The sequence below is a fragment of the Vibrio sp. DNB22_10_4 genome, assembly GCF_052879755.1.
This window is the reverse complement of record NZ_JBNNXW010000001.1, coordinates 1,834,118-1,855,928: the sequence shown is the minus strand read 5'-3', so window position 1 is coordinate 1,855,928 and position 21,811 is coordinate 1,834,118. Positions and strand designations below refer to the sequence as shown.

General features: G+C 46.7%; 20 protein-coding genes. 7 read left to right on the top strand and 13 right to left on the bottom strand.

The genetic code is table 11. The features are described 5' to 3' along the window. Nucleotides 1–3,545: Ig-like domain-containing protein (locus ACVA6Q_RS07975; protein WP_446647146.1), on the top strand; the 3,545-nt coding region annotated here is incomplete at its 5' end. 115 nt (nucleotides 3,546–3,660) lie between these two features. Here the strand turns inward: ACVA6Q_RS07975 and ACVA6Q_RS07970 are convergent. Both ACVA6Q_RS07970 and ACVA6Q_RS07965 read right to left on the bottom strand, forming a co-directional pair. After that, nucleotides 3,661–4,053 carry a GlcG/HbpS family heme-binding protein gene (locus ACVA6Q_RS07970; protein WP_446647145.1) on the bottom strand — a complete coding sequence of 131 codons (393 nt, stop codon included), beginning with the start codon at nucleotides 4,051–4,053 and terminating at the stop codon, nucleotides 3,661–3,663. 13 nt (nucleotides 4,054–4,066) lie between these two features. Further along, nucleotides 4,067–5,014 (bottom strand): aldo/keto reductase, encoded by a 948-nt coding sequence (locus tag ACVA6Q_RS07965; RefSeq protein ID WP_446647144.1) that lies wholly within the window; start codon nucleotides 5,012–5,014, stop codon nucleotides 4,067–4,069. Between the two features lie 141 nt (nucleotides 5,015–5,155). On the opposite strand from ACVA6Q_RS07965, the gene ACVA6Q_RS07960 reads away from it, so the two are divergent. Then, nucleotides 5,156–6,046: a LysR family transcriptional regulator gene (locus ACVA6Q_RS07960; protein ID WP_446647143.1), complete on the top strand. Its 891-nt coding sequence runs from the start codon at nucleotides 5,156–5,158 to the stop codon at nucleotides 6,044–6,046. An 80-nt stretch (nucleotides 6,047–6,126) separates the two neighbouring features. On the opposite strand, the gene ACVA6Q_RS07955 is transcribed toward ACVA6Q_RS07960, so the two are convergent. The 4 genes from ACVA6Q_RS07955 to ACVA6Q_RS07940 all read right to left on the bottom strand — a co-directional run bounded on the left by ACVA6Q_RS07955 (nucleotide 6,127) and on the right by ACVA6Q_RS07940 (nucleotide 9,905). Continuing rightward, complete coding sequence (locus tag ACVA6Q_RS07955) at nucleotides 6,127–6,600, bottom strand: Dps family protein (RefSeq protein ID WP_446647142.1); 474 nt, start codon at nucleotides 6,598–6,600, stop codon at nucleotides 6,127–6,129. 562 nt (nucleotides 6,601–7,162) lie between these two features. Further along, on the bottom strand, nucleotides 7,163–7,888 hold the full coding sequence (locus ACVA6Q_RS07950) for a nitroreductase family protein (RefSeq protein ID WP_446647141.1): 726 nt from the start codon (nucleotides 7,886–7,888) through the stop codon (nucleotides 7,163–7,165). A gap of 53 nt (nucleotides 7,889–7,941) precedes the next feature. Further along, nucleotides 7,942–9,021 (bottom strand): acyltransferase, encoded by a 1,080-nt coding sequence (locus ACVA6Q_RS07945; RefSeq protein ID WP_446647140.1) that lies wholly within the window; start codon nucleotides 9,019–9,021, stop codon nucleotides 7,942–7,944. A gap of 224 nt (nucleotides 9,022–9,245) precedes the next feature. Then, nucleotides 9,246–9,905, bottom strand: a complete 660-nt coding sequence (locus tag ACVA6Q_RS07940) for a pyridoxamine 5'-phosphate oxidase family protein (RefSeq protein WP_446647139.1) — start codon at nucleotides 9,903–9,905, stop codon at nucleotides 9,246–9,248. Between the two features lie 91 nt (nucleotides 9,906–9,996). Here ACVA6Q_RS07940 and pdxR point away from each other — a divergent pair, with 91 nt between their 5' ends. Further along, nucleotides 9,997–11,445, top strand: coding sequence for a MocR-like pyridoxine biosynthesis transcription factor PdxR (pdxR, locus tag ACVA6Q_RS07935; RefSeq protein ID WP_446647138.1), 1,449 nt, complete (start codon nucleotides 9,997–9,999; stop codon nucleotides 11,443–11,445). A 43-nt stretch (nucleotides 11,446–11,488) separates the two neighbouring features. Here pdxR and ACVA6Q_RS07930 read toward each other — a convergent pair whose 3' ends face one another. Continuing rightward, nucleotides 11,489–12,028, bottom strand: a complete 540-nt coding sequence (locus ACVA6Q_RS07930; RefSeq protein WP_446647137.1) for a hydrolase — start codon at nucleotides 12,026–12,028, stop codon at nucleotides 11,489–11,491. Nucleotides 12,029–12,336: 308 nt separating this feature from the next. Next, nucleotides 12,337–13,452, bottom strand: coding sequence for a DUF1254 domain-containing protein (locus tag ACVA6Q_RS07925; protein WP_446647136.1), 1,116 nt, complete (start codon nucleotides 13,450–13,452; stop codon nucleotides 12,337–12,339). A gap of 271 nt (nucleotides 13,453–13,723) precedes the next feature. Here ACVA6Q_RS07925 and ACVA6Q_RS07920 point away from each other — a divergent pair, with 271 nt between their 5' ends. Then, nucleotides 13,724–14,158 (top strand): Mpo1 family 2-hydroxy fatty acid dioxygenase, encoded by a 435-nt coding sequence (locus ACVA6Q_RS07920; RefSeq protein WP_418642626.1) that lies wholly within the window; start codon nucleotides 13,724–13,726, stop codon nucleotides 14,156–14,158. Nucleotides 14,159–14,215: 57 nt separating this feature from the next. On the opposite strand, the gene nhaD is transcribed toward ACVA6Q_RS07920, so the two are convergent. Further along, on the bottom strand, nucleotides 14,216–15,658 hold the full coding sequence (gene nhaD, locus ACVA6Q_RS07915; protein WP_353498799.1) for a sodium:proton antiporter NhaD: 1,443 nt from the start codon (nucleotides 15,656–15,658) through the stop codon (nucleotides 14,216–14,218). Nucleotides 15,659–15,904: 246 nt separating this feature from the next. Between nhaD and ACVA6Q_RS07910 the strand changes: the two genes are divergently transcribed. Then, complete coding sequence (locus ACVA6Q_RS07910; protein WP_446647135.1) at nucleotides 15,905–16,483, top strand: SPOR domain-containing protein; 579 nt, start codon at nucleotides 15,905–15,907, stop codon at nucleotides 16,481–16,483. 14 nt (nucleotides 16,484–16,497) lie between these two features. On the opposite strand, the gene ACVA6Q_RS07905 is transcribed toward ACVA6Q_RS07910, so the two are convergent. The 4 genes from ACVA6Q_RS07905 to ACVA6Q_RS07890 all read right to left on the bottom strand — a co-directional run bounded on the left by ACVA6Q_RS07905 (nucleotide 16,498) and on the right by ACVA6Q_RS07890 (nucleotide 19,901). After that, nucleotides 16,498–17,370: a glycerol kinase gene (locus ACVA6Q_RS07905; protein WP_446647134.1), complete on the bottom strand. Its 873-nt coding sequence runs from the start codon at nucleotides 17,368–17,370 to the stop codon at nucleotides 16,498–16,500. Between the two features lie 14 nt (nucleotides 17,371–17,384). Beyond that, the gene (gene thiE, locus ACVA6Q_RS07900; protein WP_446647133.1) at nucleotides 17,385–18,017 is read right to left on the bottom strand and encodes a thiamine phosphate synthase; all 633 of its coding nucleotides are present in this window, start codon (nucleotides 18,015–18,017) and stop codon (nucleotides 17,385–17,387) included. 7 nt (nucleotides 18,018–18,024) lie between these two features. Continuing rightward, nucleotides 18,025–18,816 (bottom strand): hydroxyethylthiazole kinase, encoded by a 792-nt coding sequence (thiM, locus tag ACVA6Q_RS07895; RefSeq protein WP_418642623.1) that lies wholly within the window; start codon nucleotides 18,814–18,816, stop codon nucleotides 18,025–18,027. A 128-nt stretch (nucleotides 18,817–18,944) separates the two neighbouring features. Continuing rightward, nucleotides 18,945–19,901 carry an AEC family transporter gene (locus ACVA6Q_RS07890; protein ID WP_446647132.1) on the bottom strand — a complete coding sequence of 319 codons (957 nt, stop codon included), beginning with the start codon at nucleotides 19,899–19,901 and terminating at the stop codon, nucleotides 18,945–18,947. 133 nt (nucleotides 19,902–20,034) lie between these two features. On the opposite strand from ACVA6Q_RS07890, the gene ACVA6Q_RS07885 reads away from it, so the two are divergent. Beyond that, nucleotides 20,035–20,625: a TetR/AcrR family transcriptional regulator gene (locus tag ACVA6Q_RS07885; protein WP_446647201.1), complete on the top strand. Its 591-nt coding sequence runs from the start codon at nucleotides 20,035–20,037 to the stop codon at nucleotides 20,623–20,625. A gap of 150 nt (nucleotides 20,626–20,775) precedes the next feature. Next, nucleotides 20,776–21,624 (top strand): alpha/beta hydrolase, encoded by an 849-nt coding sequence (locus ACVA6Q_RS07880; protein WP_418642621.1) that lies wholly within the window; start codon nucleotides 20,776–20,778, stop codon nucleotides 21,622–21,624. Nucleotides 21,625–21,811 lie beyond the last annotated feature (187 nt).

Sequence of the window (21,811 nt, the reverse complement as noted above, 5' to 3'; positions counted from 1 at the left end):
TCAACGTCACCGTCTCCAGCGTCAATGATGAGCCAAGCATTACGATTGCCTCGACCTTGAGCACAGACGAAGACAACAACCAAACGTTGAGCTTTAACTTTAGCGATGTGGATGGCGATACGGTGACAGCAACGGAGAAATCCGCACCGAGTCATGGTCAGATAGTTATTAACGGCACGGACATCGTCTACACGCCAACCGCCAACTACAACGGCAGTGACAGCTTCACCATTATACTGACCGATGGTAACGGCTACACAGTAGACAAAACCGTCAACGTCACCGTCTCCAGCGTCAATGATGAGCCAAGCATTACGATTGCCTCGACCTTGAGCACAGACGAAGACAACAACCAAACGTTGAGCTTTAACTTTAGCGATGTGGATGGCGATACGGTGACAGCAACGGAGAAATCCGCACCGAGTCATGGTCAGATAGTTATTAACGGCACGGACATCGTTTATACGCCAACCGCCAACTACAACGGCAGTGACAGCTTCACCATTACACTGACCGATGGCAACGGCTACACAATAGACAAAACCATCAACGTCACCGTCTCAAGCGTCAATGACGAGCCAAGCATTACGATTGCCTCGACCTTGACCACAGACGAAGACAACAACCAAACGTTGAGCTTTAACTTTAGCGATGTGGATGGCGATACGGTCACAGCAACCGAGAAATCCGCACCGAGTCATGGTGAGATAGCCATCAGTGGCACGGACATCGTCTATACGCCAAACGGCAACTACAACGGTAGTGACAGCTTTACGATCACTTTGACCGATGAAAGCGGTTATACGGTAGATAGAACCATTAATGTGCAGGTCATCAGTGTGAATGATGACCCCGTTGTTACTGGTGAGACCCTAACATTTGCTGCGACAGCGCAAGGCCTTTATAGCTTTGCGCCCCTAGCCAACGATATGGATCCTGATGATGACACATTAACGCTCTCTTGGGCGAGGGCAGACTCGGGAGCATTAACCGTTAATGGTGACAGTATTGAGCTTCAGACTGCTGATGTAGGGGTGGTCACCATAAAGTATGGTGTCAAAGATAGTAACGATGCTGAAGTGATTGGTGAGGCTGTGTTAGAAATAGTCGCAAGTGATGGTCCAACCGTCACCGCCCCCGATGATGTTGAGATCAATGCCTCTGCACTATTTACTAAAGTTGACCTTGGGGTAGCAACGGCGATTGATAGTTCAGGTCAGCCACTTCCTGTTGTGATTGAAAACAGCGACGGGTTCTTCACTCCTGGTGTTCACAAAGTCTCGTGGGCTGCGACGGATCAAAGCGGCAATACAGGTAAATCACTGCAGACTATTACGGTTCACCCATTAATCTCAATAGAGAAAGATGGTAAGACTGTTGAAGATACTGAACATCAAGTTGCGGTTTATCTCAACGGCAAGCCTAGCAGTTACCCTGTGGTCATCCCATACACGGCTGGCGGCACAATGGATACTCAAGATCACGATCTTGTTTCAGGGGAAGTAGTGATTACTTCAGGGCTTGAGGGAGTGATTGATTTTGAGATCTTCAGCGACGATGTGGCAGATAGTGAAGAAACCTTAATCATCACCTTATCTGATACCGTCAACCTTGGCAGTAAGTATCAATATGTGCTGACGGTTTATGAGGTTAATGTTGCACCTGATGTGGCGCTACAAGTCATTCAAAATGAGGAGCCTAGAACGGTCATTTCTCCGCAACAAGGCATGGTGACCATCACTGCTGTTGTTGACGACGTCAATCCGGGCGATAGCCACCAGTATCGTTGGATTAATGACAATTCAGCGCTAGCGAACATCAGCCAGGCTGAGTCAGTATTTGAGTTTGATCCAAGCGCTCTCACCGATGGTGTTTATGAGCTTGCTATTGAAGTGACCGATTCTGGCAATGAAACGGTGAATACCAGCGTATTCTTAGAAGTCATTGCTGAACTTGCTACTCTCGGAGAGCAGGATACCGATGGTGATCTCATTCCAGACAACCAAGAGGGTTATAGTGACAGTGATGGTGATGGTATTCCAGATTTCCAAGATGCGATAACCGAATGTAACGTCATTCAGTCGTATGCGTCGGAGTCGGGCAGTTTCCTGGTGGAAGGTGAGCCAGGTGTGTGCTTGCGTAAGGGTGTGACGATTGCCGATGGAATGACGGGAGGAGCGTTGCTGCTAGAGCAGGAATTGCCTGTAGATGAGGACGCAACAAATGTCGGAGGGGTATTTGACTATGTTGCGATTGGTCTACCGATCCCCGGGCAAAGCTATTCTTTGGTACTCCCTCAAAGTCGACCGATCCCTCTAAATGCAGTTTATCGGAAATACAGTGAGGCAAACGGTTGGGTAACATTAGCAAATGATGGCACTGATCCAGACAACTACGTCTCATCAGCACCTGGATTTGAAGGATATTGTCCACCTCCTGGTGATAGCTCATGGCAGCAGGGGCAGCTGATAGAAGGTCACTGGTGCGTTCAATTAACCATTAAGGATGGTGGTATTTATGATGACGATGGTGAAGCAAATGGCAGAATCGTTGACCCAGGTGGCGTAGCGACAACCTCATCGAATACTCTTCCGCAAGCGGAGTCGGATGAAGCAACCGTGGTCAAAGGTGGTACAGTGACGATCAATGTACTAGCAAACGACAATGATGGTGATGGCGATACGCTACAGGTGACGAGTGCCAGTAGTCAGCTTGGTAGCGTATCGATTGAGAATAACCAGCTAGTCTATCAAGCGCCCGCAGACTTCTTTGGTGTCGATACGCTGAGCTATGGCATCTCTGATGGTAATGGTGGTACGGCATTCTCAAATGTCTCGGTAAACGTGAATCTTGCTAGCAACGATGTGGTGAGAAATAGCTCAAGCGGTGGCTCAATAGGAGGGTGGCTTGTGATGATATTGGCGGTATTCGGTGCAATTCGTGCTGGAAAAGTGCGTGTAAGTACCGTGTTGTTAGGCTTGCTAACGGCATTTAACGTCAACGCTGATTGGTTTCTTAAGGCGGACATCGGTCAGGCGAGAGCGGATGATAGAAACTATGACAATAATCCACAGGTGCTGAGTGTCGAAGATCGTGATACAGCTTGGTTACTTGGGGTAGGATATCGATATAACCAAGATTGGGCGGTGTCAGTTAACTATATAAACCTTGGTAAAGGGAGTGCTGAGTTAGAAGCTGATGTTATTCAATCTCCCGAGGATTATCACCGCACGGTTGCTAAAGTGACGCCAGCACTTGGGCACGGTATTGGATTGGATGTTGATTATACTTTGTGGGAAAACGACAGGGTGTCGCTCAATGGTATCGCGGGAGCACTAGCTTGGCGAACGGAATTTGAGAGTGAGTATCAAGGGCAAAAAATTGAATCGACAGAAGATGGTATTGATCCTTACATCGCATTCGCGCTAAAGGGAAAGCTATCTTCAAATGTTATGCTAGGCGCAAAAGTATCGCGTTACTTTATTCGTCTCAATGATGTGACAACCTATAGTGCGACGGTTGAGTATCAATTTGGAGACCACTAAAAAGCGAAACTAGTTTAACCAACAGTTTTCTCCTTTAAGATGGGACAAAGTCAAAAAAGAAGTCGGAGCATATTGTTTCGACTTCTTTTTTGGGTGTGATATTGGCTAATCTTATTTAAGACATGACATAGGATATCGCCTTTTTCGCTAAGGCTTCGTCTTCGGTTTCGCTCATACCGCTTACGCCGACCGCACCAATGACTTTACCATCTATCTCGATAGGCACGCCGCCGCCAAGCCCTGTGAACTTTGCATCAGTCCAGTAACCCATATCCTTACCGGTTTCTTGCGCCCATTTACCAAGATTGCCACTTGGCTGGCGTTCGCGTGCGGCGGTATAGGCTTTGTTTGGCGCCAGTACACCCGATTGCAAACTGCAGTTATCCATCTTGAAGAACGCGATGAGCTCTCCGTGGTTGTCGGTTACTGCGGCGGCAAGGTGAAGATTGTTTTCTGTTGCATGAGCTAGAATGAAGTTCAATATTTGCTGGGCATGATTAAGTGTCATGTCTTGGCTCCTCTTATGGCATTTGCTGGCCGCGAGCGGCTTCGAACAGTAAATACCAGTCTTCACGACTGAGTTCGAAAGACTCAGCCAGAGCACATGCACGAATTCGATCGAGGTTGGTGGTGCCAATAACTGGCGCAATGTTCGCTGGATGACGCAAAAGCCAACCTAAAACGATCGCCTCCGTGGAAACTTGATATTTGGCAGCCAGCTTGGCGACGATCGCTGCTGAGTTTTGAACCACTACTGGTTGGCTACTCACATCACGGCCAGTAAATAGACCTTGGCTCAAGCTCCCCCATGCTTGCAGTTCCACGTTATGGCTACGGCAATATTCGATGGTGCCAAGTGTTGAGCTTGCATGAGAGGTGATGCCTTCTTCCAGCCAATCTAGTTTGGTGAGGCTCATTTCCATTTGATTGCAAACAATCGGCGTTGAGAGCGCAGATTGAAGTAGTGTCATTTGGTGTAAGTTCATGTTAGAGACACCGAGTTGACGGATCTTGCCGGATTGTTGCAATGTTTCGATCGCTTGGGCCACTTCCTCCGGCACCATAAGTGGGTCTGGACGGTGAAGTAACAATGTGTCGATTTGTTCTATGCCTAAGCGCTCTAGTATGTCATCGACCATATTAAGAATGTGGGTTTTGGAGAAGTCGTAGCGACCAGGGCCGGTTTCGTCGGCAAAACGGATGCCACACTTTGATTGAATGGTGATTTGACTTGCTAGCTCTGGGCGATCTTTTAGCGCAATACCAAACACTTTTTCAGCTTTGCCGCGGGTGTAGATATCGGCATGATCGAATACGGTGATTCCCGATTCGATAGCTATATCAATAACTTGATGTGCCTGCTGAATGTGCTGGGCAGTGATTGGGCTATTATCCCAGCCACCACCAAGTCCCATGCAGCCATAGATGATACGAGAGGTTGAATTTTGGTTCACGATTTGAGAAGACATCTTTCGACTCCTTGTTGTTGCGTCTAAGCCAAGATTGCCTCAAAAAATTGTTATGAAAAAGATGGTAAATAAAAAACATTGTTTGGTATAACAAACAATAATCTGCGGTTGGTTTGATAAGTGATAAGGACATGACAAAACATGCAGCATAAGAAAATTGAGCGGCTGATGCTGTTTGCAGAGGTGGCGAACGCACTGAGCTTTACCAAAGCGGCGGACAAACTTGATATCTCAAGAGGCTATCTATCCACTCAAATCAAACAGTTGGAAAAAGAACTTGGATACAGTTTGATGATCCGCTCGACCAGAAGTGTCCGTCTTACCCCACAAGGTGAGAGAGTTGCGGCAGGTATGGAGTCGGTCGCACAAACGTTGGTTGAAATAGAGCGAAGTGCTGGCTATGAAAATCAGTCTCTGGAAGGGATGATTCGTATTACCGCGCCAATGCAGTTTACTCAAGGTGTTTTACTCGAATTATGTCAGCGGTTTAGCGCGCAGCATCCAGGTGTAACCTTTGATATCGAGTGCAGTTATCAAAGCTTCAACTTGGTCAGAGATAATTTTGATTTTGCCTTTAGAGCGACCCGTAAACCGCCGGAGAACATGGTTGCGAAGAAGTTGTTTTCCTATAGCCATACTGTGACAGGGGCGCCAGATTATTTTGAACGCTACGGTGAACCTTCGCATCCCAATCAGCTGTTTCAACATCAATGCATGAATAACAGCAATGATGATACTTGGCCATTTGCCGATGGCGAGTACCCGATACAGGGATGGCTCAAAAACAACGATAATTTGATACTAAAAACTCAGGCACTCGCTGGGCGAGGGATCATTTACACCCCTGAGTACTTTGTCGGTAAAGAAGTGCAGGCAGGTCAATTAGTCAGCGTATTGAAGGGGTATATTATTAGTTCCAACGATTTCTATTTGATCTACCCTCAGGTTATGAAACGTTCATTGCGCTTGAGCCGGTTTATCGAATTTGTTTTGGATGAGTTTCGTCTATCGCCAGCCCCTTGGGCTGTGTAAACCTAACTCGATATACAGCGCGATATAAGCACGGAATACAAAAAGGGGCGCCTTGGCGCCCTTTGAAGTTTTCGCAACGATCAGTTTAGGTATGCATTTAACATCCAGAGTAATTTCTCTTGCTCTCGGATGTAATCCCCCATTAGAGCTGCGGTACCTTCATCATTGCTTTGCGATGCTTGTTCTAAGATCTCACGTTGACGATGAATCAAAACCGAGAAGCCATTCACAAGACCCGTAACACATTCTTTGCCACGATAAGCGTTTTGATGTTCTTCGATCTGACTCTGTTCAAGGTAGCGGCTGAACGAGTGATCTGGCGTATGACCAATAGTTAGAATTCGTTCTGCCAACTCATCGATTTTGGTTTGCAGATCGGTATAGATTTCTTCAAATTTAACGTGCAGCTCAAAGAACTGCTCACCCTTGATGTTCCAATGGTAGCCACGAGTGTTCATATACAACACTTGGTAGTTAGCAAGCAGTTGGTTTAGCTCCACAGCAATAGATTGGGATGCGTTTTTATCAAGGCCGATTAGGTTAGTGCTTGTCATAATACTGTCCTCTAGGAAGCGTTTAATCTTGTTTTGTTGGGGTCAGTATACGGTCATTATTTTGAGAGAAATAATCGATTGTAGTTATGTTATTGATAGGTTATTGCTATTGTACGGGTCGTCTTGTCGAGCTAAGTAGCCAAAGGCATCCTTGAATGTTGTCAATTTTGGCTGTTACCTATGTGCCCGGTTAATACCCAAAATAGTCGTCATCTCACTAGCCGTGCGCCTACGCAGGCAGAGATCTTCTCGTAGCGCGCACCAAGCCTCAAGTAGATTCCTGTCTACACAGGAATGACGGTTGCAATGGGCTCACTACAATCAAAATGACTATCATCCCACTAGCCGCGCGCCTACGCAGGCAGGGACCTACTCATAGCGCGCACCAAGCCTCAAGTAGATTCCTGTCTACACAGGAATGACGGTTGCAATGGGTTCACTACAATCAAAATGACCGTCATCCCACTAGCCGCGCGCCTACGCAGGCAGGGAGCTACTCATAGCGCGCACCAAGCCTCGAATAGGTTCCTGTCTGCACTGGATTGACGCGCAAATCGTTAGCTTAATGAGAAATAATCACTTCTTCGTTAGGTACGCGATGGCGCTCGCCGTAGATACCTTCTTCAGTACGAACGCCGCAACTGATGATCATCGTGATTTCATCGTTATCAGCCAGACCTAACAATGCTTTAGCACGTACAGAATCAAAGCCTTCCATTGGACATGTATCGTATCCTTGTTCGCGCATCGACAGCATGAACGTCATTGAAGCGAGTGAAGCACTTTTGTGAAGACACACACGGACATCTTGTTTGCTGACCTCTCTTACCATCGGCTTATTACGCCCCAGCCAGAAGCTGTAGATCTTACGCATTAACCCGCGCAGACCTAAAGCGTCATTGTTGTACACCATAGGAATGAGCTTGTCGTAATATTTAAATGCACGCTTTGAGGTCTCGTCTTCGCGGCCCGCAAAATTAGCGCGCACAATATCTGCGTTCATTGCCGCGCGCTGTTTCCATTTATCCGGAGTTACCGTGACGACAACCAGTTCATTGGCCGTTTTAGCCGCATTTTGCCCCATGCAGATCTCTGCAAGTTGCTGGCGTTTTTCATCGCTGATGACTCGATGGAATGCCCACATTTGCATGTTGCTGCTGTTTGGGCTGAGAGTTGCGTGTTCGAGAGCGCGTTGAACCGCGTTATGGTCAAACGCCGCTTCAGCATTGTATTTGCGTACTGAGCGACGTGAATGAAGAAGTTGTTCCAGTTCGGAGACGTGTTTCATGGTAATACCTGGTACGTTTGAGGTGCCTGTGATCGGCACCTTTCTAACAGGTATTACGCCTCACGACAAGCTGCTTTGTTTTTACCGAACTTAATGCGACGCAGATTGGCAAACGATAGCGGTGTTTTCTCAATAATAAACATCAAGATGACAGAGCCAATAATAGTGCCAAAGAACACAATGGCGTCTGCGGCAACCGTTTCTACACCTAAAATAGCGACGATGTTGGTCATGTAGATAGTGACCAATAGGTGTATCACGTAAATCGGCAATACCCATTTACCGAGGGACAGCCAAATAGGGTGTTTTCCTAAGTTCGGTTTAGCGAGTAAGAAAAACATCAGTCCCGCTCCCCATATTGAGGTACCGAGTAAAAAATCATTGAGATTAAATACTTGGCCATGTCCGTGTAGGTAGTTTGCTTCTGCAAAATGTATCGCCATCCCAGCCGCGGCGAGGAGCAGAGCTTTTCCTGCGCTCATTCTCCATTGATGGCGGCGAGCTTCAAAACCAATAGCAACCATAAGGAAGCTAAAGAAAGGACCATTGCGAGTAAAAATTGGGGTTTCCATCTCGGTGAGCACATTATAACTGCCCGCGGCTAAGCCGTAGATATAGAAAATGACTGCAAATGGGAGCATTAACGAACGGCACTTGTTGTCGACAAACCACGCAATCATGAAGACTGCGATCACCAGTGATGGGATAAACCATAAGTGTACTAAGCCACCCTCAAACAGAGAGTTGAGTGGTGCTTGCATTAGGTAACCCCAGTAGCCGGTGCGCTCTGCTAAGTAACCGTGCTCCGCTACGACACCTAAGTTAAAAGGTAGCGCAAGACAAATGAGGCTCCATATAAACCAGATAATCATCAATGGCGTGCTGTAGTTTTTCGCTGTTGTGTAGGGACTTGCGTTGAGTTTTGGGTAGATAAGATAGCCGGCGATAACAAAAAACAACGGTACGGCAAATCGAGCGGCTTGGTTGGTGATGAAGTTAAGCCAAGGCTCTTCACCGATATAGCCATAGTCCATGAATAATTGACCATGAATGGAAATAACGGCCAGTAGAGCGATGACCCTAGCAAACTCAAAGCTGGTGATTTTTTCTGATTTATTAGTAACTTGCTGCATAGTATGAAGAGATGTTTTCTCACTAGAAACGAAACCTCTTCACACTAGCATTTATTGGTTTAACTGGCGTGTTTGGCATCAATAATTTGCTGTATGGGTGCAAGTATTTTGCAACAATTTGTGGTTGATCGTAATTTTTACACCCTTTTGCTTTTGCTCCGTTTAACGTTGTTTGGCGTTTTCTTACAGCTCCCTCATGCCACTTCCATGATTGAGCTCACCAGTTAAGTGCTATGCCAACGACTTCCATAAGCAGACGAGTAGTCTGGTGTGTCGATACACTCAGCAAGATCGTCGCATGGTTCAAGCGGACCGACGACAGTCCGGTACGGAAGCACGCCAGCCCAAACTGGGATATCGAGGTCGGCTTTGTCGTCATTGACACCATGGCAGCCGACTTTGACTGATGCTTCATTGAGTTCGATAGCCAGCAGTTCGGTCGCAGCCAATTCTTTTTGATTGCTCAGCCGGATTTGCTCGGTTCTTCCTGGGGCAATATGCTCGATAAAGTGATTCAAAAGCCGATCTTTGTCCTGATTGTTATCGACGGTGACAAACTCACCGAACACGACGGCACTTCGATAGTGAGCACTGTGATGAAAAGCGGAACGTGCTAATACCCATCCATCAAACAGTGTAAAAGTAAGGCAGGTCTTCTGCCCAGACTTTAGCACTCGTAACAGGCGGCTGTTCTTAGCACCGTGTATATACACTTTGTTCTCGACTCGCCAAGCCAGCATGGGAATGATGATTGGCCCATTGGTATCGTTTATAGCGATATGTGCGATGAGTGCTTCGTCGATAATATCGTAAAGTGCTTGGGTCTCTAATACGGCCTTGTGAGTCCCTTTTTTGATTTGTGTTCGCTCTGTTTGTGACAGCATGGCATGACCTCCTTATTCATCTGTTGCAGCTAGATTAGGAAAGTTTTGGTACTCTGTTTAGATCCAAAATATTAAAAATGGTGGATCCAGTTTGAGCGTAATCGATTCGAGTGACCTCTCTATTGACCTTGAAGCTATAGCATCTGGCAAAGTGACTTTGCAGCAGGTTCTGTTTCAGCAGATCCGTACGCGCATTCTTAAAGGATTTTGGCCATCGAGTGCCAAGCTCCCATCCACGCGATTGCTGGCATCTCAGCTTAAGATCAGTCGAAATACAGTGATACAGACTTATGAGCAGCTGGTTGCTGAGGGTTACTTGAATGCCAAAGCAAACAGTGGATTCTATGTGGCACTGTCATTGCCGGAGCAATACATGGCATCAGATCAGGTGCAGGTGACAGCAGAACGTGGAACGGATGATACGCCAAATAATGGATTGTTTGCCCCAGGTGTTGCTGAGTTTTCAGCCTTTCCTATGACGGCTTGGAGTCGATTACTGCAGCGTCACAGTAACCGTAGTACATTGCTTGGGAACCAAGATTTACAGGGATTGGTGAGCTTGCGAGAGGCACTTCATCGATACCTTACGAGTAGTCGTAGCGTGGTTTGTAATCCGGATCAGATCATAGTGACCTCAGGTGCTCAACAGTCGATTGCCATTGCGTTGCTCGCCACTCAGAAGTTCAAGCCTCATCAACGTTTTTTGGTGGAGCTTCCTGGTTACCGTCAAGTGGTGAAAGTGTTGGATACATTTGCAGTCGATTACGATTTTGTCGATGTAGATGCTGGAACAGGGGTGGACATTCAGCGCATAGTGAACAGTGAATCGAGCGGCATTTATCTTACCCCGAGCAATCAATATCCCATGGGTTGCTCGATGCAAACTGAGCAACGTTTGCAATTGATTGAGTGGGCTCAGCAGAATCAGTCATGGATCATTGAAGATGATTATGACAGTGAGTTTCAGTTTGATAGTCGCCCGTTCCGCAGTATGCAAGGCCTAGCTGCAGAGAGCGGCAACGCGGACAAAATGATCTATATTGGTTCGATGAGTAAGGTGATGTTTAACTCTTTGCGGATAGGTTACATGGTCGTTCCTCCTCATCTAGTACCGCTTTGTTTAGAAATTAAAGATGCATTATCAGGCGACACACCCGCACTGGTGCAAGCGGCGTTGGCTGACTTTATTGATGAAGGCGGGCTACTTAGACATATCCGCAAGATGCGTCGACTCTATGAGCATAAGTACCGAGTCATGAAGCAGTGTATACAAGATGCATTTGGCCAAGACTGGCGATTGGTTTCACAAGGGGCAGGGCTGCACGTCACTATTCAATGGCAAAGTTCTGTTGATGAAATAACACTGTCTGAAATGGCAAAAGAGGTGGGTATGGTGGTGAGACCTATGCAGTTTTATCAACCGTTAGCGAAGCCGCGTAATTATGGCTCCATTGTTCTCGGTTTTGGTAACGCCCCAATAGAGGCGATACCAGATAAAGTGAAGGTGTTAGCTGAGCTCTACTATTCCTTGGTTGAGTAACGGGTTTGCGGTTACTCAACCAAACTGCGGTATGAGCTCAAGACTACTTGATGAGTTTAAGAAGGGATTTAAACTGGTCACCCCGCGCGACTTTTTGTAGTTCAAACAGTGCCATCTCTGTCGAGGTGAGAATTGCACCCTCTTGAGTTAAGCGCTTGAGGGCAAGTTTTTTGTTCGCAGGCGTTCTGGAGGAGACAGCATCAGTAACAAGATGTACTTCATAGCCCGCTTCAATCAGTTCACAGGCGGTTTGATGCACACAAATATGGGCTTCGATGCCGACCAATAGCACTTGTTTTCGGTTGTGATTCTCGGTGGCAGTGCGCACGGCTTCTTCTCCCCAAGCACTGAATACCTCTTTTGCAATTGGTCGCTGGTGCGTAAGCTCTAGGCTGATTTCGTCAATCGTCGCACCGAGCTTATCCGGAATTTGTTCAACCCACACGATTGGCAGCGCCATGAGCTTAGCCGCCTTGGTTAGCGTGTTGAGGTTACTAAATAGTGTCTCTTTGTCGTGCATTAACTGAGCCAGCTTTCCTTGCACGTCGATGATCATTAGCTGGGTGTTATTCTGGTCTAGCATTTAGTCCTCCTGTTCTAATATTTGTTCGATAAACCAAGTGCCAGCAGTACCAAGTCCACTGCGCCAAGATAAATCGACAGGCCATACTAGGGAACGATCATAGCGACCCAAGCTTAGCTCAGTAACTAGACCATGGTCGATAAAAGGTTACGCGAGCTTCGGTGGGTAAACCGCCAAACATAGTTTATTGAATGATAGGTTAAATTTTGGAAAGTGTAGCTATTCTTTGATGTTGCGGTATCAAGTATTTACATTGTAAATCAATGCAGTTCAACATCTGTCGAACTGCGTTGGTATGGAGCTAGTGATTAGCCGTGTGGCTGCTCAACTTCTTTCGCATAGTTGACGATTTGTTTGTCTGAATTCGGTTTGTACATACGCAGGATACCGGTCCAGCCTTTTTCCACATCGATATTGTTGATCGCTTGTTCACCACAGTTAAAGTTCACCGTATAAGTGCCATCTTTATTTGCCTTAAGCTCATCTTTTCGGCTCGATAAAGCAAACTCTTCAGTGTGCACATACGCATCAGCGCCATAGGTTGTGATAGAGAAAAAGCCATTTTCACCTAGCGGCGGCGCATCAAAGTTCATGGTTTGACACTCACCTGAGCGGTCTTGCGCCAATAAAACTTTGTAGTAGGCATGCTCACTCGGCAATCCGCCAAAGCCCATTGAAGTCAGACCGAGAGCATGGAACTGCTCAACCTTACGTGGCTCAAGATGCTGCTCAGGTTTTAGCGTTTTGCCTTCAGGGGCACCCATCGCTTTGGTAAAGTCCAATTGAAGCACGTTTGCTTCAAGCGCTAAGCGTACCTTCTCTCGATCAAACTGATCGAAGCCTTTTGGTGCGTAACGCTCAGCAGAAGAAGCGGTTCCCTTGATCATGTCTTGCTTGCGATTGCCTTCTTGAATGTCGGCGGGTGCGTTGGATGCGACTTGAGTGCGTGCAATAACCCAAACGTGCTGACCTGAAGAGAGCATGTCAGGCGTTATGGTCACCTTGTTTTGACCTTTGGCAGCGTACAATACCGCTACGGTTCGGTGCTGCTCGTCAATGACCTGGAGCGCCTGATAACTGTCTAGGATAGGTAACTCAAACGTTACGCCGCCCATAGTGTCCCAAATTGATTTGGAATAGAGAGTATCGCGGTTTTGTCTAACGACCGTTTGTGTCTCCATGGTCAGAAGTTGTCGATCATGCGTGAAGTGGTTGATACCAGACTTCGTTTGCTGTTCGAAGAAGTATTTGTCTGACTCAGCAGCAATGAAATTGTCTTTGGTGACATTTGTGGCGCCGCCATTCTCGATTTGAAGTGCGGTTGGTTGCCCTTTTTTAGGCAGGTGATCACCAAGATCATGTGCCAAGGTTGTCGTTGCAAATAGAGAAGCAGTAATCGTTGCCAAAATAGTCAGTTTTTTCATCTGAGATCGCCTTATTTCAAGTTTGAAGTGCTTGCAGTGATTAAGCTCAAGCAGGGTGTCGACTTCATTCCTTGGGTCTGTGGCTATAGTAGAGCGTCGCTATTATATTTTGAAATCATGAATTCTCATTACTGATATGCGTTAGGTAAATACCAGGAGGTAGTCTAGTGAGTAATGTTAAGAGCCTGAGGAAGGGAGGAAGAGTTGCAGATTTTGGTCTAGAGTTTTAACACCAATCGAAAACAACTGTTACAAACAACAAGGAAGTAAAATGAAGTCGTTACAGCAATGGTTAGATGCATACGGAGAAAGTCATCAGAACAGTACCAACAGAAAAATACATAAAGTTGCCGTGCCCGGTATCTATTTATCTATCGTTGGACTCATATGGTGCATTCCTCATTTATCCCTAGGTAGTGTTTCCATTAACTGGGTTTGGCTCGTGATGCTTCCAGTGATGTTTTTTTACTTTAGGTTGTCGCGCTCGGTGTTTATTCAAATGCTGCTGTTTACTCTAGCTTGCTTAGCCGTCATCACATTTGCCGATATGTTTGGCGTATCGATTCTCAGCTTGTCGATAGGCTTGTTTGTGGTGCTGTGGATCATGCAATTCGTTGGGCACAAAATTGAGGGAAAAAAGCCTTCTTTTTTCGATGACATCCAATTCCTTCTCATTGGCCCTATTTGGGTCTTCAGGCAAAAATAAGCCCCTTCAGTTAGGGGCTTAAGTGTTGTTATTAGACATCTTATTCACGAATGGTGGCTAGAATAAGCTGCCATTCATTGAAAGGTGGACAAAGATACTAGCGGCATAACCAATGGCGATCACCGGCATCCATTTGAGATGGCCGAAGAAGGTGTATTTACCATGCGCAGCCCCCATAAGTGCCACACCTGCGGCTGAACCAACAGACAGCAAACTGCCCCCAACACCTGCGGTAAGCGTGACCAATAACCAGTTACCCATAGAGAGTTCTGGATTCATGGTAAGTACGGCAAACATCACTGGGATGTTGTCGACGATAGCAGACAAAATACCCACCATCACATTGGCCCAAATAGGATCCCATTGGGTGTACATGATCTCCGAGACGACGCTTAAATAGCCCAGTAGGCTTAGGCCGCCTACACACATCACTACCCCGTAGAAGAACAGTAAAGTATCCCATTCTGCGTGGGAGACACGCCTAAATACGTCGAATGGCACGATTGAGCCGAGGCGTTTAAGCGCCGTTTCGTCGTTATTGGCAATAGCGACAGCTTTTTTCTTCGCGATAGAACGAGGAAGCGTTTTGCGAAGGAAGAAACCAAAGAATTGCAAATAGGCAAGCCCCATCATCATCCCCATCACGGGAGGGAAGTGGAAGACCGCGTGGAACGCTACAGCGGTTGCAATGGTTAGGATAAACAGACCAACAATCCGAAACGCGCCGCGCTTAAGCTCGACGTGAGCATGTACGGCATCGGGTTGGGTTTTAGGGACAAACAGCGACATGATTAGCGCAGGCACAATGTAGTTCACCACGGAAGGCACAAACAGTGGCATGAACTCAGAGAATGACACATGACCCGCTTGCCAGACCATTAAAGTGGTGATGTCTCCGAAAGGACTAAACGCCCCGCCGGCGTTCGCTGCCATAACGATGTTAATACAGGCAATGTTGACAAACTTAAGGTTGCTGCCGCCCACTTTAAGTACCACAGCGCACATCAAAAGTGCGGTGGTGAGGTTGTCGGCAATCGGCGAAATGAAGAAAGACAGAATACCGGTTAGCCAAAATAGCGTGCGAAAATCAAACCCTTTGCCCACCATCCAAGACTGCAACGCATCGAACAGACGCCGCTCTTCCATCGCCGATATATAGGTCATGGCGACAAGCAGAAACAGTAGCAACTCAGCGTATTCCAGCAGGTTGTGCTCCAGAGCGGATTTGGCGATTTCGAGCTGGCCAATGTCTTTGTAGACGAAGCCAATGAGTATCCAAATCAAACCTGCGGCGAGCAGGACAGGCTTGGATTTTCTCAGTTTTAGGTATTCCTCCATCATCACTAAGGTGTAGGCGATGCCAAAAATCAATAACGAGGCATAACCGACGGTAGATTGAGTGAAATTAAACGCATCAGACGATGCACTGGGAGAAGCGAAACTAGAGGTGGCAAATAAAAGGGGGAGTAAAAAGGTTGGCCACCGACTTATTTTCTTCATGTTTTGATCCTTCAAAAGCTTAGATGAAATCAGGCGCTAACAAATGCGATACGGTATTTTAATGGTTTTTCAACAATTACGTTGTGAGCTGACGCAGATCTGCTCAACTGATGTGGCCATTTTTTTGTGCGTCGCTTCGCTGAATTTTCTTCATAACTCCAAGTTTTGACTTAAGTTCATTAACGCCTAGGCTAAATAGTGAGCAGATATCAAGCTTGAGTGATTGACAGGACGTCAGGAGGGAGCATGAAAACAGGGTTCGCAATGATGGTGACTATGTTGTTATCGGGTTTACATATGTTGGTGGTTTTGCCTGTTCACGCGGCAATGGTGTGTGACAGTGGCAGTCGCTCTGAGTCAACGTTACCTATTTTGGAGAGTGAATGCCCAATCGGTAAAGGTGTGTGGGGACAAAAAGCCCCATCGCATAAAGAGCAGTCATTTTGGATACAGTGTGGCTTTGTTAAACCTGGCAGCTTACGCACGGCGCCTAGTCAATTACAAGACACTGTCAACCAGCCTATTTGGTTGAAGCCTGATGTGGGCGGTGATCGCTGTTTGGTCGGGCCATATCAGTCATTCGAAAACGCCAAACAAGATCTCCTTGCTCTGCGTCTACTACCTAGTTATCGCGATGCGTTTATTCGCTCGACTACGCATAAGTTGACCACGACAGTGCCACAAATGGTGGCGAAAAAACAGCCACCCCAGCGTCAGGACTCACACTCGTCACAGCAAGCTGTGAGCGAAGTGGCCGCAGTGGCGATCACACCATATATGATTGCTGGTAAACATGGACACCAAGACTGTTTGTGCCTCTTCTGACAATAAAGCGGTGGCTAATAGGCTTTGATTCCAAAGGGTTTGAGTTTTTTTGGCAAAATGCTGTCCAGTTGCTCAATCTCTTCCGGAAAGACTTCAATCAGTGGTAAATCATGCTGCTGATATAAAGTGCGAGTTGCCTCTACCGTTTTACTCTCAATTGGCCCTGAATCTGAGCCCCAATATTGAAGATACACTTTACCTGTGGGTAGATAGAAATCGCTGACCACGTCTTGCTCAATGGGCAATTGCCTCTGGTAAGCGTGAACGACCCCTGCCATGTACAACCAGTTATCGATCAGTAACTCGCCTTTAGACTGGACATAGTGGCCATCGAGTGTGCGATGCTTTGCTGTAAACTTTTGGCGGAAGCTTGAAAACGACTTTTCGGTTGAATGGGCTTCTGCATCTGCGCCTTTAAACTCTAAAACACTCTGCTTAAGTCTGTGGTTTCTCAACACACTTGAGTGCCAGACCACAAACTTATGATGGTTGCTTTTATCGGTGCGAGCTTGGGCGCCAGCGCGTACACCCTGTAGTGTTGCTATCCAGTCAGTGTCTTGACGTTGCAACCAGCCAAGTTCACTGAGTAGTAGATTGATTTTCTTGGCCGCTAGACCTAGACGTTCACCAAGTTGTGTTGCGGTTAGGTGCTTGTCGCTGCGGAGTGTGTCATCTAACACTAAGTTGGTTGGCCAGACAATAAAGCGACCATACTTTTCGCTCTCAACGTAATCCCCACCAAATCGAGCGCCGACATCGGTGAGTATCCACTGTTCGTCGTGCCAGGTAATGTAGCCAAGCTGCTTTAGCTCGTTAAACAGAGATTTTGGCTCGATTTGACGCTGTTTAGCCAGCGCTGATGTTGAAAGTTTGTTGTGGCTGGTCACCTTATTTATCTCTCCTAATTCGATGAAGTATCCATAATGGCAAGCATGTCTGTAGCTGCTTGTTTGGGGCTTTCCGCATGACAAATGGCCGAAACCAATGCAACACCATGTGCACCAGTCGCTGCGACGTCTTTGAGGTTGGTGTCGTTGATACCCCCGATTGCGACGACAGGAAGTGTCGTTTTACTTAGCGTATTGCGCAGTCCTTCCAAGCCCCAGTGGGTCTTTGTATTGGTTTTGGTCGGGGTGGCGAAAATCGCACTTAGGCCGATATAGTCGATGGGAAGTGATTGAGCCTCTGCTAGTTGAGCTTCGCTTTCAATCGACAAGCCTAAAATACGTTGTGAACCAATCAGTTTTCTCGCGAGATGTGCAGGCATATCTGTTTGCCCAAGGTGCACACCATCGGCATCAACAGCAAGAGCAACATCAACACGGTCGTTGATGATAAGAGGGACGCCAGTACCATTTAGTACTTCTTTGACGGCTTTCGCCTTCTCAATGAAAGCACGCACATCATGATGTTTTTCACGAAGCTGAACCATGGTAACCCCGCCCGCGATGGCCTCGCGGACAACGCTAACTAATGTGGGCAAGTCTTGGTTTTCGTCGGTGACTAGATATAAGCGGTACGGATTATTTGCCATGGAATGTTTAGCACTCGCGAAATTTAAGGCGAGACTCGATGTCATCCGCACTTAGCTGATACAAGCTATCGAGTAGATTGACTTGCAACGAGCCAGGACCTTGAGAGTTCTCGGCAGCTATTTCACCGGCAATCGCGAAGATCGCTGCAGCAGCGACACCACTGGTTTCACCAACGGCAGCAAACGCGCCAGTTACAGCTGATAGTGAGCAGCCCATACCAGTCACATATGGCATCATCTCATGACCATTGCTTAGTGCAATGGTGCGCTCTTTGGTCACGATGTAGTCCGTTTCTCCAGACACAACGACGCTGCATGCGTAGCTTTCTACCAATGAGCGAGCGGCTGATAGAGCGGCTTCACTGGCATCGAGGGCGTCCACGCCTTTATTTTGCGACTTCTCACCCGCCATTGCGATGATTTCAGAAGCATTGCCGCGAATAATCAAGTTGTCGGCAAGTTCCGCTAATTGACGAGCCGTAGAGGTACGCAGTTTCGTTGCGCCGCAGCCCACAGGGTCAAGAATCACAGGCTTGTTGTTTTCATTAGCCTGCTCAACAGCGAAGAACATACCCGGGCGCCATACACTGTCTAGCGTACCAATGTTAATGACTAGAGCTCCAGCGAACGACATCATCTCAGTCATTTCTTGTTTTGAGTGAGACATGATTGGTGAGGCACCAACGGCCAATAATGCGTTAGCGGTGTTGTTCATGACCACGAAGTTGGTGATATTCACTACCAGCGGTTTTTGTTCGCGGACTTTGTTTAGGGCACTGACGATTTGTTGTTTATTCATTCTATTCTCCAAAGGCTCATTCGAGCTTTTCAGCTATATAGTCATTGTACTGGGATATAAAAATAGTGCTAGCCGTGGTTAGGCTAGCACTGGTCTATGATGGTTTTATATAAGAGTCTGAGCAGAGACTAGATCAGTCCATACAAAGAAAGGACCAGAATGCCTAGGGTGCAAGTGATGGTAGAAAGTACGGTAGTCAGTGCGATGATGTTAGCAGCAAGGATCGAGTTGCCGCCCATTGAGCGTGCCATCACATAGCTAGCAGCAGCAACAGGCGAGGCATTCATAAAGAACAGAATCCCTAGCTCGAGACTACGAAATCCGGCCAAATAGGCGGCGAGCGTAACGGTAAGCGGTGCCAATACCAACTTGTAGCCACTGGCGATCCAAGTTGGGGCTTGCTCTTTCTTCATTGAGCTAAGATCAAGTGAGCCGCCTGTGCACAGCAACGCAAGTGGCAACGTCATAGTGGCAAAGTAGTTTCCCGCGTCCACTACGATAGTCGGGACTGGAATCGATAGCAGATACACCAGCAAACCCAGCAAGATGGCAATAATGAGTGGGTTTTTAGTGAGTGTGGTGAGCATGATTTTGCCTGCAGATGTTCCTGAATCAGCCCCTTTCGGAGTTAAGCAAATCACCGCCTGCACATTATAGATAAAGGTAGTAATCGCAACGTACAATGCGGCTAGAGCAATGCCGCGCTCACCATAAGCATTGGCGACATAGGCGATACCAATGATACCAGTATTGGCTCTGAACGACCCTTGTATAATCACGCCTCTATCAGCCGACTTCTTGAACAATGTGCCCACGGAGAAGTAGCTAAATAGGAAGAAAGTGACGCTAGCGATAACGCCAAAGGTAAGAAATTGCTTAGCTGAGGCGAAATCGTGTTCTGACGTCACTATGCTCAGAAACAGCATAGTTGGTAGCGTAACTTTAAAGACGAGTTTAGAAGCAACTTCAATGAAATTATCGTTGATAAGTCCGATGCGTTTGAAAACAACACCAAGAATAATGAGTAAGCAAATAGGACCGGTGATTGAAATCGAAAACAGCAACTGTTCTATCAATAGATCCATGATTTACTTCCATATTGTTAGGGGATAATGTCCAAGTGATTATTTCATAGCTTGTCATACAAATAAATGTAGATTGAAAAATAGTACGACCGTGCTAAATTGAAGCTATGCAGAAGAATTGATGATGGTGATTATGGGTAAAGGTCGGCTAACAAAAGATCATATTTTGATGAAGGCATTCGAGATTGCGAGCAGAGATGGACTGGAAAGTCTAACGATCGGTGAGCTGGCCAAACAATGCAACATGTCGAAGAGTGGTCTGTTTGCTCACTTTAACTCTAAAGTCAACCTGCAAGTTGCCGTAGTTCAACATGCGGATGCCACGTTTCAAACTAGAGTGATTTCTCCTGCTCGTGAATTCGAGCATGAAATGGTAACGAAAAAGCTTAAGCATCTTATCGACAATTGGATGAGCTGGAACCATTCATTTCAAGGGAGTTGCATGTTTATTGATGCGTGGCGCGACAGTCAGCAGGACGAACTACAGCAAGCGCTCAGAAAAGCAATCCATCGCTGGATCCACTATTTGACAATCCAAATACAAAAGGGGGTCGACAGTGGTGAATTTAGACCGACACTCGATCCGCAACAAGCCGCGTTTGAGCTCTATGGGCACTACCTAAGTGCACATGTATTCTACTCGCTGGTGGGTGAGCAGGAGAGCAGTCAGCGATTTTGGAACAGTGTTGACACCTCTATGAAGTCTTGGTCGATTCCTGAATAACGATTTACATCTGAACAACTATTTAAATGGAGCGGCAATTTAGATTGAGAGACTGGGTAAAACGCTAACTTAAAAAAGCACGGTCGTTCTAAATAGATGCTCAACAACAAAACTATCCGAGGATGACGAGGATAAAAAGGACAGTCAGTCATGAGTGATAAAATCTACTTCAATACATCAAAAAAATTCAGCTTCAAGAAGAAAATGGTCAACTTGACCACTCGAGCTCACCATAAACTCGCACCTAATCATGCTAAAAGTACTGCTAAGAAATTGCTTCTGACGCCAGTGCGTTCAACGCCAAAGAATGCTCAGCCGGAAGGCTTAAGCATTTCGGAAGTGACGACCTCTGAAGGTGTGCTGAAGACGTATCGTTTGGGAACTGGACCCGTTTGGTTACTCACACACGGTTGGTCTGGTACTGCGAGCCAATTCTTTCCACTTATGGAGCATATTGCGAGTAAAGGCTATACCGCTCTTGCGTATGACCATCCAGCTCACGGACAAAGCGAAGGCGCTTACGGGCACATCCCCGCCTTTGTAGGTGGTTTGGAAGGCTTGCTCGATAGTGAAAAGGAAGTGGCGGGTTTAGTCGGGCATAGTATGGGTACGGCAGCGGCGATTGAATGTAAGCATGCCAAGCTCCAAGATAAGCCCTTGCTACTTATCGCACCTGTGCTTGATTATCTCGATAACCTGTTTGGCAGCGTGGCGCGTTCCGGGTATTCAATGCGACTTTTTGAGGCGGTTGTTGATGATATTCAATCGCAATATCACTACCCGATCACCTCGATTGACCCATACAACAAGCTAGGTCGCCGCAGCACACCAACAATCATCGTACATGATGAAAAAGACCGATTTACTAATTACTCAGTGTCTCAAAAAGCTGCTGAAGAAATGTCGTTGGTCACCCTGATCACAACGCAGGGTCAGGGACATGGTCGAGTTATGCATAGTGATGAGGCGAAAGCCGCATTTGACAGGCTAACGTCATAATCCTCAGCGATTTGATCAAGGTTACGCTTATGTATCCATAATGTTGATGTGGTTAACGAATTGATGGGTTTGTATTATGTAAATGGTTGGGTATGTGGGATCATGGTCTGGTTCCACTTACATCTTTGCTGAGTGTTGGGTTTTCATCTCAAAACACAATTACAACATCGAGTTAAAACTCACGGTA

Coding starts and splice junctions, on each gene's coding strand:
- ACVA6Q_RS07885 (WP_446647201.1), top strand. CDS start 20,035: ATGGGTAAAGGTCGGCTAACAAAAGATCATATTTTGATGAAGGCATTC.
- ACVA6Q_RS07945 (WP_446647140.1), bottom strand. CDS start 9,021: ATGCAGCAAGTTACTAATAAATCAGAAAAAATCACCAGCTTTGAGTTT.
- ACVA6Q_RS07920 (WP_418642626.1), top strand. CDS start 13,724: ATGAAGTCGTTACAGCAATGGTTAGATGCATACGGAGAAAGTCATCAG.
- ACVA6Q_RS07950 (WP_446647141.1), bottom strand. CDS start 7,888: ATGAAACACGTCTCCGAACTGGAACAACTTCTTCATTCACGTCGCTCA.
- ACVA6Q_RS07890 (WP_446647132.1), bottom strand. CDS start 19,901: ATGGATCTATTGATAGAACAGTTGCTGTTTTCGATTTCAATCACCGGT.
- ACVA6Q_RS07965 (WP_446647144.1), bottom strand. CDS start 5,014: ATGTCTTCTCAAATCGTGAACCAAAATTCAACCTCTCGTATCATCTAT.
- thiM (WP_418642623.1), bottom strand. CDS start 18,816: ATGAATAAACAACAAATCGTCAGTGCCCTAAACAAAGTCCGCGAACAA.
- ACVA6Q_RS07970 (WP_446647145.1), bottom strand. CDS start 4,053: ATGACACTTAATCATGCCCAGCAAATATTGAACTTCATTCTAGCTCAT.
- ACVA6Q_RS07955 (WP_446647142.1), bottom strand. CDS start 6,600: ATGACAAGCACTAACCTAATCGGCCTTGATAAAAACGCATCCCAATCT.
- ACVA6Q_RS07960 (WP_446647143.1), top strand. CDS start 5,156: ATGCAGCATAAGAAAATTGAGCGGCTGATGCTGTTTGCAGAGGTGGCG.
- ACVA6Q_RS07910 (WP_446647135.1), top strand. CDS start 15,905: ATGAAAACAGGGTTCGCAATGATGGTGACTATGTTGTTATCGGGTTTA.
- ACVA6Q_RS07880 (WP_418642621.1), top strand. CDS start 20,776: ATGAGTGATAAAATCTACTTCAATACATCAAAAAAATTCAGCTTCAAG.
- ACVA6Q_RS07940 (WP_446647139.1), bottom strand. CDS start 9,905: ATGCTGTCACAAACAGAGCGAACACAAATCAAAAAAGGGACTCACAAG.
- thiE (WP_446647133.1), bottom strand. CDS start 18,017: ATGGCAAATAATCCGTACCGCTTATATCTAGTCACCGACGAAAACCAA.
- ACVA6Q_RS07925 (WP_446647136.1), bottom strand. CDS start 13,452: ATGAAAAAACTGACTATTTTGGCAACGATTACTGCTTCTCTATTTGCA.
- ACVA6Q_RS07930 (WP_446647137.1), bottom strand. CDS start 12,028: ATGCTAGACCAGAATAACACCCAGCTAATGATCATCGACGTGCAAGGA.
- nhaD (WP_353498799.1), bottom strand. CDS start 15,658: ATGAAGAAAATAAGTCGGTGGCCAACCTTTTTACTCCCCCTTTTATTT.